General features: G+C 39.5%; 12 protein-coding genes. 8 read left to right on the forward strand and 4 right to left on the reverse strand.

Annotated features, from left to right (window positions below):
• Positions 1 to 113: 113 nt before the first annotated feature.
• From QZ998_RS06530 to QZ998_RS06540, 3 genes are read left to right on the forward strand one after another with little or no spacing between them, the layout of a single operon-like run.
• Complete coding sequence (locus tag QZ998_RS06530) at positions 114 to 440, forward strand: type II toxin-antitoxin system prevent-host-death family antitoxin (protein ID WP_296559044.1); 327 nt, start codon at positions 114 to 116, stop codon at positions 438 to 440.
• Positions 440 to 757: a type II toxin-antitoxin system RelE/ParE family toxin gene (locus tag QZ998_RS06535; RefSeq protein ID WP_296559045.1), complete on the forward strand. Its 318-nt coding sequence runs from the start codon at positions 440 to 442 to the stop codon at positions 755 to 757. Before QZ998_RS06530 ends, QZ998_RS06535 begins: the two co-directional genes overlap by 1 nt.
• 51 nt (positions 758 to 808) lie before the next feature.
• Positions 809 to 1,678 (forward strand): transposase, encoded by an 870-nt coding sequence (locus tag QZ998_RS06540; RefSeq protein ID WP_296559047.1) that lies wholly within the window; start codon positions 809 to 811, stop codon positions 1,676 to 1,678.
• Between the two features lie 110 nt (positions 1,679 to 1,788).
• Here QZ998_RS06540 and QZ998_RS06545 read toward each other — a convergent pair whose 3' ends face one another.
• From QZ998_RS06545 to QZ998_RS06555, 3 genes are all read right to left on the reverse strand, one after another.
• Positions 1,789 to 2,343 (reverse strand): D-Ala-D-Ala carboxypeptidase family metallohydrolase, encoded by a 555-nt coding sequence (locus tag QZ998_RS06545; RefSeq protein ID WP_296559049.1) that lies wholly within the window; start codon positions 2,341 to 2,343, stop codon positions 1,789 to 1,791.
• Positions 2,344 to 2,483: 140 nt separating this feature from the next.
• On the reverse strand, positions 2,484 to 2,861 hold the full coding sequence (locus QZ998_RS06550) for an EscU/YscU/HrcU family type III secretion system export apparatus switch protein (RefSeq protein WP_296559051.1): 378 nt from the start codon (positions 2,859 to 2,861) through the stop codon (positions 2,484 to 2,486).
• Positions 2,848 to 4,410 (reverse strand): hypothetical protein, encoded by a 1,563-nt coding sequence (locus tag QZ998_RS06555; RefSeq protein ID WP_296559053.1) that lies wholly within the window; start codon positions 4,408 to 4,410, stop codon positions 2,848 to 2,850. Before QZ998_RS06555 ends, QZ998_RS06550 begins: the two co-directional genes overlap by 14 nt.
• A gap of 353 nt (positions 4,411 to 4,763) precedes the next feature.
• Here QZ998_RS06555 and QZ998_RS06560 point away from each other — a divergent pair, with 353 nt between their 5' ends.
• The 5 genes from QZ998_RS06560 to QZ998_RS06580 all read left to right on the forward strand — a co-directional run bounded on the left by QZ998_RS06560 (position 4,764) and on the right by QZ998_RS06580 (position 10,579).
• A complete protein-coding gene (locus QZ998_RS06560; RefSeq protein ID WP_296559054.1) occupies positions 4,764 to 6,905 on the forward strand; it encodes a chemotaxis protein CheA in 2,142 nt (713 codons plus the stop codon).
• A gap of 62 nt (positions 6,906 to 6,967) precedes the next feature.
• A complete protein-coding gene (locus QZ998_RS06565) occupies positions 6,968 to 7,780 on the forward strand; it encodes a protein-glutamate O-methyltransferase CheR (protein WP_296559056.1) in 813 nt (270 codons plus the stop codon).
• 98 nt (positions 7,781 to 7,878) lie between these two features.
• Positions 7,879 to 9,768 (forward strand): flagellar filament capping protein FliD, encoded by a 1,890-nt coding sequence (gene fliD / locus QZ998_RS06570; protein ID WP_296559059.1) that lies wholly within the window; start codon positions 7,879 to 7,881, stop codon positions 9,766 to 9,768.
• Positions 9,769 to 9,789: 21 nt separating this feature from the next.
• Positions 9,790 to 10,176 carry a flagellar export chaperone FliS gene (fliS, locus tag QZ998_RS06575; protein ID WP_296559060.1) on the forward strand — a complete coding sequence of 129 codons (387 nt, stop codon included), beginning with the start codon at positions 9,790 to 9,792 and terminating at the stop codon, positions 10,174 to 10,176.
• A gap of 7 nt (positions 10,177 to 10,183) precedes the next feature.
• Positions 10,184 to 10,579, forward strand: a complete 396-nt coding sequence (locus QZ998_RS06580; RefSeq protein WP_296559062.1) for a flagellar protein FliT — start codon at positions 10,184 to 10,186, stop codon at positions 10,577 to 10,579.
• 338 nt (positions 10,580 to 10,917) lie between these two features.
• On the opposite strand, the gene QZ998_RS06585 is transcribed toward QZ998_RS06580, so the two are convergent.
• Positions 10,918 to 12,654 (reverse strand): IS1634 family transposase, encoded by a 1,737-nt coding sequence (locus QZ998_RS06585; RefSeq protein ID WP_366512402.1) that lies wholly within the window; start codon positions 12,652 to 12,654, stop codon positions 10,918 to 10,920.
• Positions 12,655 to 12,805 lie beyond the last annotated feature (151 nt).

The following is a 12,805-nucleotide window of genomic DNA, read 5'->3' on the forward strand; positions in this document are numbered from 1 at the left end:
TGACGATAAATATATTGACATAAAAGTTGCTAAATATGATATTATGCTATACAATAATATTAAGAAGACGTTATAAATTTTAGAAAAAAGAGTAAAGAAATGAGGTGCTCATTATGAATAGTATATCTGTGAATAGCATATTGAATGCTATTGTACCCATATCTCGATTTAATAAGGGTGAAGCAAGTAAAATATTTGATGAAGTGAATGCTGGCGGAGTAAAAATTGTTGTTAAAAACAATAAGCCTACATGTGTATTGATAACCCCTAAAAAATATGAAGAAATGTTAGAAACAATCGAGAATTATTATTTGTTTATGAGTGTTGAGGAACGGATGAAAACGGCAACGCAGTCTGATTTTATCAGCCAGGATCAATTATTGAAAAATTTGAATATCAACCGAGATGAGCTGGAAGATGTAGAAGTGGATATTGAATAATGACCTGGGAAGTAGAATATTTCAAAGAAGCAGAAAAGGATTTAGTTAAATTCGACCATTCCCAGAAATTGTACATTTTAAAAGCAATCGAGAAGGTTTCTCAAAATCCTCTTCCTGACTATGAAGGAGGCTATGGGAAACCACTAGGAAATCACAACACAGCTAGACTAGCCGGTTATTATAAGATCAAATTGCTTAAGCTGGGTGTGCGGATTGTATATGGCCTTGTCCGTGAGGACGAGAAAATGAAGATTATTGTAATATCGGTTCGCGATGATGAAATCGTCTATAAAGTGGCGGAAAAAAGAGTCAGGTAATTTTTAGTGGTTCTGTGCCAACTGACACCAATTTTTCTGATGGAGGATAAGATGGGGAGAAAACCAAGGGTTGAATTCGAGGGAGCTGTCTACCACGTGATCAAGCGGGGAAACAACCGAGCCTATATCTTTGAGAGTCAAGAGGATAAAGAAGACTTCTTAAAATGCCTGGAAGCGGCCAATGATGAGGCGGCATTTAACTTGCTGGGATATGTGATTATGGATAATCATTATCATTTAATGATCGAGACAAAAGAAAAGCCGCTGCAGAAGATTATGCAAAAAATTAATAATACTTACAGCAAAAGCTATAATAAAAGACATAAACGGACGGATCATGTTTTTGGCGGTCGCTACAAGGCGCTTCTGGTAAACGATGACAAATACCTGTTAACCCTGCTAAGGTATATTCACACCAATCCGGTCAGAGCCGGAATTCATAAAAGTATTGCCGCATATCCCTGGAGCAGTGATTGCTTTTATCGGCAGAACATCAAAAATCCGGTTCATATCGATAAAATTCTGGATATGTTCTCGAAAAATCGGGTGGTTGCAATTAAAGCCTATCAGAGCTTCATGGAGTGCAAAGACCCAACGTTAAACGATAAAGACTTTTATGAAAAGGGTTTGGTGATCGGCGAGGAAGATAAACAAAATAACCAGCATGAAACAGATCGCACGAATAAGGAAACGCTCGATGAAATTCTAAAACGGGTCGTTTCAAATGATGAAATTTTTCATTTGATTAAGGCAGGCTCAAGGCAGCGGTTTTTACGTGAGGATAAAATTTCATATGTTAAAGCGGCGGTTGAACAGGGTTACACGTTTAATGAAATTGGCAGAAACATCGCCATCTCGGCGACGGCGGCCAATCGAATGGTGCTACAATCATCCGAAAATTTTATGGAAGGCTCTTTGTGATGAGTTATCATGAAGAAAAAACCTTGTTCGTGCTGCGTTCTCCAAAGCTACAAAGATCCGCAAAAGTAAAAAAGGGGAATTCAGTCGAATCCCCTTGAATCATTTCAGTACTAAATTTCTAAATGGCAAAAACCTTCATCATCATAAATAATCACGCCAAGGCCTGCTTGCCTGGCGGCATCAGCCAGGGTATCGACCGATACCCCAGGGATATAGCAATCGGCGGCATGACCGACTAAATGCTTTGAATGCACAATGCCGCCCACTTCCCGGTTGCGGGTTTGGCAACGGACGCCAGAAGTGATAAGCAGGGGTCGATTAAAAAAATTCCGAATCTGTTCAAGCCCGGAAATCAATGCAGTATGCATTTCAGCGGGGAAACCGTTACAGTAACGTCCTTGGCAACAACAGCGAAATTCATTCTGATGGAAATGCGGGCTCAATTGCTTAGGATCGGTGCTGGCAGCTGGAGTCGTGAGCACCTTTTGCGGTGATGAAAACAGGGCAGTATGGGTTAATGGACCAACCATCCCATCAGGGTTTAACCCCCGATCGGACTGAAATGCTTTGATGGCAAAAACGGTGCGGGGTCCGGCAATGCCATCTACCGGTCCCGGATCATATCCGGCAAGTGTTAAGGCCTCTTGAATCAGGCTAATATACATTTTGTCTTACCTCCTCATTCGTAGATTATTTGATAAACGGACAAAACCGCCCATCCATTAAACGTTTCATTTAATAAATGGGCGGTTCTTAAAAAAGATGACCAAAATAATTCAGCAATGAGCGGGTTTAATTTAAAATACTAGTTAAATAGTTTATCGCCAATATCGGTTCCCTCAGCTAAGTTTAACAAGGACACGTAAACATTAACGACAATCTGAAACAGTTCTGGGGGGATTTCCTGACCCATTTGAAGCTTGGACAGCAGGGTCGCGGCGGAGTCGTCGTGATAGATGGGGATGCCGTTTTCTTCAGCTACGTTTAGGATATTTTGAGCCACAAAACCGGTTCCAGCGGCGACGATGACGGGCGAGCTGTTTTTTTCTGGATCATAGCGCAAAGCGGTAACTCTTAGCGGCTGCTCGCTGTTTTCTTCCTCGGAATTTGAATTCTTATTTATTTGACCGTCCTGGATGTGGAGGGTCTTTTTTTTCGTTTTTTTATCTTTAGATGGTGACATCGAGTCCTACCTTTCTGAATGCCAACTTAGGGAAACGTTGCAGAATCGCCTGGCTTTGCAAATATTCGCCCACCCCATAGCCGGCAAGGGCATAACCCTGTTCCTCGACGATATTTTTTAGCTGCTCTCTGGTCGATTTTAATGTTTCGACCAATGGCCCGGGAGATTTAATATTTAAGGTAATGTTTTTATCCCGCGCCAGTAGCTCCACCTCAAAATTACCGTACCGGTCAGACTGGATCGTAAAGAAAATATCGGTTGCGTTTTCGGCATCGCCTTTTTCTCCCTTTTTTGCGGTGGGATCTTTGTCAACAAAAAATTCGCCATAGGAATTCTCGTCTAAAAAACGCAGCGGTATTAAGAAGTGCATGATCGTAAAGATCGGGCTTTCGTTACGAACCAGGGTTTCTAGCAGGTTTTGAGCAGAATTGATAATTTTGGTTGAATTTTTTTCGTCAAGTGCCTGTTCCAGTAGTTGCGCCATTGCGACTTTCTCACCTTCGCCGGGGTTTTTGGTTGAAGATCCCAGGCGCTCAGCCAGAATTTCGGCTTCTTTAGCATGTAAGAAAAGCTGGTTTTTCATTTCTACAATTTCACTGTCAGTTAAGCTGGAAAGCGGTTTTAATGCTTGAGAAAAGCGCAGGACTGCCGCTTCAAGCTGCTCGGGGTTGCCCTTATCATAGCGGACAATATGGTCAATAATTGTCGCTACCGATTGATAAGTTTTATCGCTGTAAGCCTGGGATTGTAAAATTTGACGAAGTACCGGGATGGTTTCGTTTTTTAGCAGTTGTTGAATCTCCTGATAGTTGAGATTTTTTGAATTTAACAGGCTTTCAATCCGCGCCATACGCTGTTCTAACTGATCACCTAGCTTGCCATTTTGAGCGGCCTTTAAATTGATGAGATTCTGAAGTTCCTGATTGGGTTGCTCTTTTCCATTGGATTTATTTAAAACAACTTCTAGTCTTATCAGCTGTTGTTCGAGCATGGCTCGCTCTTTAGAGGGAAGCGTCATCAGTAATCGGCTGGTTTCTAAGAAAATACCGTTAAGGGTCTGGTTTCGGTTCACATAGGCATCGTAGTGTCGGAGAATCGAGACAATCGCGTCTTTTAACTGGGGATATCCTTCTAATTTAGCGAGTGATCTTAGGCTGTCAAAAAAAGAACCCTTGAATATCGAATTGGTTTTGTCCCGTAGCAAGAGTTCGCTCAAAAGATCCTGAGAATTGATAAACAGCCCCTCTAGTAGTTCTTTGGGTAAGGCGCCGGCCGATGATTCGAAAAGCTCAGAAATCAAAACAAGTTTTCGCAGCGCATCGGCTTCAGCGGTGGTGCTGTTCATCAGCGGTTTTAGAATTTCTTTCTGTAAATTCTGAAACAGGGTTTCCCGGAAGCTCTCTTTTTGGTAGTCTTCAGAGACCGGTTTTATTTTGCTGGCATTACCGGTGTTGTTAATGTCAAAAACCGAATCACTGGGCGTATGTTTACTGGGAATATCATTTACTTTTGGGGTGGAGACAGTTGAGGTGATTTTGATACTATCCAACTGAGAGTTCCTTTCTATAACGTATTATTGTTAGTTTAGATTATACTGTATTAGCAATAGATAATCAATCATTTCAGAATTGAATTAAAAAGTCGGTAAGGAAAGCTAAAGAAGGGCAGCAATTTTAATAAACCGCTAAGGAATCAAGTGTCGCTGACGATATTATATAAAGCGAATATATCAGCTAAATCAATCAAAGCCGGGTTAACCGCTCAAAAATCCTCTGCCAAGCTTGATAAACTTGACGCGATTGGGGTATATCAACAAGGAATTAAAAAATAAAGTGCATTTAGTACAAAAAGCCGATATAATAAATTAAGATAAAAATTTCATGTATATAAAGGATGGACAAAATGAGTAATTATGATTCTGGAAATGATTCCATTTTAGAGATGTATATTTTTGAATCGGAAACACTGCTTGATCAATTAGAGGAAATTTTACTTCAATCTGAAGACAATGCGGAATTAACACCGGATGACATTAATGAAATCTTCCGGATTATGCATACCATAAAAGGTTCTTCGGCGATGATGGAATTTGATATGCTGGCGCATTCCTCACATAAGCTGGAGGATCTATTTTTCGTTATTCGAGAAAATGGAATCAAGAAAGAGGATTTTGGCGATTTAATGGATCTGGTTCTTAATTTCTCGACCTTTTTAAAAGGCGAAGTTGAGAAAATTAAGAATAACGAAACCTTGCTGGATGAAAACGAAGAACTGATTGTTGAAACTGAGGCCTTTTTAAAACGGATCAGGGGATTATCCCAAGACACTGAGGCAAAAACACCAGAAGATCTCATCGCCAGCCCTTCGGATGATAGCCAACCGGATATGTTGGAAACTGCTGATGAAGAGGATTTCTTCGGAGATATCAGTTTTGAAGAAATAATGAGTGATGAAATTGAGGATAGCGAGGAGAATACAGACATGGATCAGATCAGTGATAAACTAAACATTTACTGCCTCCACACCCGCTTCAACGAAGATTCCCAAATGGAGAATATCCGCGCCTTTATGCTGGTTAACAAACTGGAATCAATTGGCAAGGTCATTAAAACGATCCCGGAGCAGCTCAATAACAATCCCGAAGCGGCGGGAACAATCCTTAAGAATGGGTTTTTCTGTCATCTTGAAACAACCGCTGATAAAGAAACCATTGAAAATATTGCACTAAGCATTCTATCAGTCAAACGCATCGATTTTGTTGATTGTTTTGAGGAAGAAGTTAAGCTAGAAATTGATGCCAAACCGGAAGATGTCGTAACTACAAAAAAAGCGATTGAAAAGGTTAATGATCCCAACAAACAGAAAAACAATGTTCAAAACCTGATTAGTGTTGACTTAAATAAGCTTGATACGCTAATGAACTTGATTGGTGAGATTGTTATTACCGAATCGATGGTTTTTGGCAGTGTTGGCATGGAAGGAAAACGGGATGAGAGTTTTGAAAAAGCCTCAACCCAATTGCAGAAACTAACCGATGAATTACAAGACATCGTCATGTCGATTCGGATGATTCCGATATCTGGCACCTTTAAAAAAATGCAACGGATTGTCAGAGATGTCGGCAAAAAGCTGAAAAAAGAAGTTGAATTCATCACCATGGGTGAAAGTACCGAGGTTGATAAAACGATCATCGATGGCATTGCTGATCCGCTGATGCATTTGGTTCGAAATGCCATGGATCACGGTCTTGAAAGCACGGCAGAACGAATTGCAGCTGGAAAAAACCCGGTCGGCAAGGTGATTTTATCGGCTCAGAATGTTGGTGGAGATATTATTATTTCGGTCAGTGATGATGGCAAGGGACTGGATCCAGTCGGGATACTGGAAAAAGCCAAGGAGAAGAAACTGCTGGTGAAGCCAGAAGAAGAGTATTCAGAAAAAGAAATTCTTAACTTAATTATGGCGCCAGGTTTCTCGACCAAAGAAACAGTGACTGAGTTTTCCGGTCGTGGGGTAGGTATGGATGTGGTTAAAAAGAATATTGAAAAAGTCGGGGGATCTATTTCAATAGAAAGCGAAAAAGGTTCCGGCACCAATATTTTCTTAAAAATTCCGCTGACCTTGTCGATTATCTCTGGTATGGAGGTGTTAGTTGGAGAGGATATTTACGAAATCCCGATTAGTAATATTCGCGAGACCTTCAAGATTACCTCAAACCAATTGATTAAAGATCCGGACAACAACGAAATGGTTATGATCCGTGGGGTATGCTATCCGCTGATTCGGCTCCATGATATTTTTGAAGATAAAAAATGCGAGACGCATATTGAAGATGGTATCCTCATGCTGGTCGATTCCGGGGATACATTTGCCTGCTTGTTTATGGATGATCTGATTAAAAAACACCAGATTGTTGTCAAACCGATCCCCAAGTACCTAAACCATTATTCCATTAAGAATTCAGGAATTGCCGGCTGCACAATTTTAGGAAATGGTAGTATCAGCTTGATTGTTGATATCCCGGCTATTTTAGATCACTATTAAGAAGCACTACTAAGCAGTAACAATAGAATCATAGTTAAAGATAAATACTAAGAGGTAAGAAAATGATAAAACTGAAGGAAGACGAGTTTCAGGCCATTACTAGCTATGTGCACTCTAATTATGGGGTTGATTTACGAAAAAAGCGACACCTGATTGAAGGGCGCTTGAGTCATTATGTGTCCCAACTGGGCTACAGCAATTACATGGATTATTTTGAGTATGTCAAGAACGATAAAAAGAATGATGAAATTAGTGTGCTCATCAATAAGCTGACCACGAATCATACCTACTTTTTACGGGAAAGTGAGCATTTTGATTTTTACAAACAGCAGGTGCTTCCTTGGGTCGATGAAACAACAAAAGCCAAAGATTTACGGGTATGGAGTGCCGGCTGTTCGTCGGGCCAGGAACCCTATACGCTGGCCATGATTACCCATGATTATCTGGGTAATAAGATAAGTTCCTGGGAGAGTACCATCCTGGCTTCCGATATCTCAGACAAGGTTTTAATGACTGCCAAATCGGGCGTTTACTCGAAGGAAGAGCTTGCCAAGATCCCCCAGGAATGGAAACGAAAATATTTTAAGGACTATGATGAGGAATATCTATCGGTCTCAGAACCGATCAGAAAAGGAGTGGCCTACCGAAACTTTAATTTACTGTCCCGATTTCAATTTAAAAAGCCATTTCATGCCATCTTTTGTCGAAATGTGATGATTTATTTTGATAAACCGACAAAAAACGACGTCGTTCAGAAGTTTTATGATTCATTACTCCCCGGCGGCTATTTCTTTATTGGACAAAGTGAATCGCTGGCTTCGGTCGATCATTCCTTTAAATATGTTAAACCTTCCATTTATCAGAAAGAAGGCTAAAGTTTTTGCTAATTTGGCCGAAGTAATATTAAGATAAGTGTTATAAAATTGTCTTTAATGATTACGAAAATAGATTATAAAGTTTGGAGGGATAAAAAATGTCAACATCAGTTAATTCATCAACGAGTCCATTAATGGCCAAAACCGGGATGGCTGGTCTGGTTTCAGGATTGGATACGGATTCTTTAGTTGAAAGTTTAACTAGCTCGAATCGGGGAAAAATTGAAAAACAACAACAAAATATTCAGCGCTTGGAATGGAAACAAGAGTCATATCGAAATATATCAAAGGCTTTAAAAGAATTTCAGAGCAAGTATTTGGATGTTTTATCTGCCACCAATTTCAGAAGTGCTTCGCTTTACAATACCATTAAAGCATCGACAACTTCGTCTAAATTGTCGGTTTCAGCCACTAGTGGGGCAGTAGCAGGTACCATAAAAATTGCGAATGTCCAGCAATTAGCGACGCGTCAGACCATTAGCGGTACTGAGGGTGTTTCAAAGCCACTAACAGGAAATGTCGATGTTACGAATTCGGGTTTGTTAGACGGTATTTCTGGCGATGTAAGCAAGTCCTTTTTACTAAAACTCGATGGCAAGGTGCGTACGGTTACACTTGATGCAGCTTTTGCAGCGGCAGCAGCTGGATCTGATGGATTTGAAAAAGCCATGCAAGATAAAATTGATAGCATCTTTGGGAAAAAGTCGGACAATAGTCCAATTGTCGAGGTTTCATTAACTCTTGAAGGAAAGCTCGGGTTTTCATCCGGCGGTTCGCAATTGACAGTAAATGCCCTTAATGGAGATACAGAAACACTGGCAAAGCTAGGCTTTACTGAGGGACAAACTGATCGTCTTACGACCACCAAAAGCTTGGCAGATCTGAGATCTTCTTTAGGGGTTGCCTTAGATGGTGATGACTTTAATTTTTCAATCAACGGAAAAGATTTTTCGTTTAAAAGCACTGACACCCTTGCAGCGGTGATGAGTAAAGTCAATTCGAGTGGGGCAGGAGTGACCATGGCCTATTCTTCAATCACTGACAAGATTTCTTTGACCGCAAGCGAAACGGGTTCGGGTGAAAATATTAATATTGCACAAACCACCGGAAATTTGATGGAATCCCTGGGACTTTTGGGAGGAAAATCCAGTACAGAATATGGACAGAATGCTGAACTGGAAATCAATGGAATCGCAGTAGTTAGATCTTCTAATAATATTGAAGTTAACGGCGTTAAGATAGAGCTAAAAGAAAAAACAGCAATTGGTGAAGAACTCGTCATTAACATGAGCACCGATACCACCGATCTGAAAGAAAACATCAAGAACTTTGTTACGGACTATAACAATTTGCTCGATATGATGAATGGATTGGTCAAAGAAAAGGCGGATAAAGCCTTTACGCCCCTAACTGAAGCTCAAAAAAGTGAAATGAGCGAAAAAGAAGTCGAAAACTGGGAAAAGAAAGCAAAATCTGGTTTATTACAAAACGACAATGCCGTGCGAACCATTACCGCAAAAATGCAGTCAATGATTTATGGTTCGGCGGTAAAAGGCGGGATCAATCTTTTTAGTATGGGGATTACATCGACAGGTTATACTGAAAATGGCAAGCTAAAAATTGATGAAGAAAAATTGCAGACCGCCTTGGAAACTCGCGGCGATGAAATAAAAGACTTGTTTACAACAGAAAATACCGGGTTGGCCAATCAGCTCAATTCAATTATTGACAGTGCAGCTAAAACGAGTGGTGCAAAGGGCAGCCGTGGTTCGCTAATTGAGCTGGCTGGTTATGAATCAACCCTTTCAAGTACTGAAAACAGGATCACGGAAACGATAACCCGGACAAATAAAGATATTGCAAAACTGAAAGAAATGTTAAAAAAACAGGAAACACATTATTGGAGTAAGTTCTCAGCTCTGGAAACAGCGCTTCAGCGGTTAAACGTTCAAGGCTCGATGATCGCATCATTTGGTTCAGATTCATAATCTTAGAAAGGAGGAATTGTAATGCAACATGCTAATGCTTATCAGGAATCAAAGCGATATGCGATCGAATCCTTATCAAAAGGAGAGGTAGTTATCAAGCTCTTTGAGGAAGCAGAAAAACAAGTAAAAATGGGCATAATCTTAATTGAAAAGGATAGTTTTGCTAAGGCATACAATTGTATTGCAAAAGCTCAAAAGATTATCACCTCTTTGAATCTTTCTTTGGATATGCAGTATCCCATATCAATGGAATTAAATCAGATGTACAGTTTTATTTTTGATAAATTAGGTGAAGCAAACGCCAGTCGCGATATCCAATTATTACAAAGTATCATGGCTTTGATTGTAGATCTGAAAGATTCGTTCAAGGAAGCAGAAAAAATGAGCAACCCTTTAAAATCCCGGTGACTGTCAAATGAATGATGGTTCTCATGAGTTATGTCAGGAAAAAATTCTTATTTTAAAAGAATATGTTACAAAGGGTGAAGAAATTCTCAGCAGCATAGAGGACTGGGAAAGTTTGGCTCTAATCCTCGAAGAACGGGATCAGCTCATTCAGCGGCTACAGAATATGGAAGAGCATTTTACCGGATTAAAGCGAAACCAAGTCTGTACCAGTCAAGAAAAACAGCAAATTGATAATCTGGTCAAACTTATTCAAGATATGGATCAAAGCTGTATTCATCTCATTCAGGCTGAACAACAGAAGACCTTGCAGGATTTGAAAAAAAATCAGCAAAACCAGAAAGTAGCTGATTATGAAATTAGCTTAACCCCAAGCCATGGAACTTTCCTCGATGCAAAGAAATAAAATAAATCAAAAGAATAAATTAAAATAACCTAAAAAAAGCAACCGTGGTTGCTTTTTTTTGCGTGACACCCTATAATGAAATTAGTGAGAATAACATATTATAATGTTGCTTTTGTTCGCGATGCTGTTTTAATAATATGAAAACCGATAGATAGCTTTGATAAACGGCTAACTTAACTTCAACTTAGGCAGAACAGAAATCTGATTGTTGTTTTTTAAAAAATATGGTATTATGTTAATATCCCGAGTTTGACACTTGAACAAAAATAAAATCCTGTAAAGCCTTGATACAGCAGGCTTTGCAGGATTTTTCTGTGATGTAAAAAGTGCGTACTTTTTTATTTTTTTGTGTCTTTGAAAATTTTTTTCATATTTTGCACAGAAACAATCTGGTAATCAGTTCGGAATCCAAAAGCTTCATGTAATGCATCGGTAAAATTAGTTCTCGTGTAGGTTGGAACATAGCCTTCGCCTTTAACCTCAAAGAAATCCATATCCCTTAGACCCGTGACAATCTCACGACAGGTGAATGCTTCATTTAGTCGCTTTTCAAGCAGCCGATAAATAATGAGCGATATAAAGCAAGTCGTAAAGTGTGCTTCAATCCTGTCATCGTTGCTTAAGTAGACCGGTCTTGCTTTGAATTCGCTTTTCAAAATCCTGAAACATTCTTCAATTTCCCATCGCCTGTGATTGACCTTAATGATTTCAGATACAGCATCGTCAAGGTTCGTACAAACACCATAAAAACCATCGAAGGCTTCTTCTTTTTGGATGACCGCCTGATCAATGCTGTATTTTTCTTTCTCGGCAATTTCACCATCAGGCGTATAGCTTGTTTTATGAATAAATCGTTTATAGTCGTTCGCATTGCATTTCCTGATTTTTATCGGATTGTTTTCAATTATTTTTTGAGCTCTTTCGATTTGAGCTTTGCGGATATTACGCTGATAATCCCTGTATTTGATTGAGTAGGTGACAATAAGCCGTTGTTCAAAGTTGTTTTCTTTAATCCAACGCTCCTTGTAAAATACTTTGGATATGATTTTTGCTTTTTCTTCTGGGGTCGCTTGATCCATTATTTCATCAAGCTTAGAAATGTCATAGGTTTTAGTACTGCCCGAAAGCTTCCAGCCTTCAGCATCAAGCGCCCATTTTTTCAGATGTGCTTTTAACTTTTTGAGTGACTGGGTTGTAATAAATGCGCGACCCTCTTTGTCGTTAAATTTTCGGTTATCTTCTGAAGCCAGCCCTGCATCGGTGCAGACGATAAATTTAGAGAGCTCAAAATCAGAAATAATTTTCTTTTCCAAAGGCTTTAAAGTCAGTTGCTCATTCATATTCCCGCGATTAATGCTAAAAGCCAGCGGAATGCCGTCGCCATCCATAAACAAACCCATTTGAATAATGGGGTTCGGTCGGTGTTCTTTTGAGGGTCCATATTGCTTATCACCATCGCTTTGTTCGATTTCAAAAAAATAATTGGTGCAATCATAGAAAAGAACACCGGTATTTCGTTTGGAAATCTTCAAGCTGTTTTCATACAAAGAAGACTGGATAAAATCGCTCTCCTTCGCGAGAAATTCGAGTGCGCGGTATATTTGATGTAAATCAAACTGAGGTTGTTCGATAAATTTTTTAGAAAGTGCATAGGTTGCGAGTTTTGAGGCAGGGAAGATCACACGACCATAAATCAATCGTGATAGAATGGCGTCCAGGTCAAAATCGAACTTATATTTTCGGGAAATATCCTTACAGATTTTATCCAGCTTGAGTTCATGATATATTTTTTGAAGGAATAGGTATCCACCGTTAAACGAGTGTTGCTCCCCTTTATCAATAAGTTTTGACTGTTTAAACGGGACAAGTATTTCCCGGTTTTGTTGCTTTTCTTTTTCATTAAGCGTTTTAATATATTCTTTAGCCCATTCATAGGGATCTGCTCCATTAAGTTTTTCACGGAGTTCAATTTCAGTTCCGAGCTTTTCAACGATCTTCGATGAATTTGATTGCGTTTTACTGTTGTAAACGGATTTTATAACATAGAGTGAAGCTGCATTTTTAGATTTGGTCACCTTAAGTCTCATGTGTTAACATCGCCCCCTAACGCCTACATTATAACACAGTGCGATAAAGTACGCAATAATTAAATGAGAAATTTGACAAAAAAACAAGCCTATATAAGGCTTTGGGGGATTTTTTCTTTATTCAACTGTCAAAGACCCG

Source organism: uncultured Acetobacterium sp. (assembly GCF_927416815.1).
Lineage (GTDB): Bacteria > Bacillota > Clostridia > Eubacteriales > Eubacteriaceae > Acetobacterium.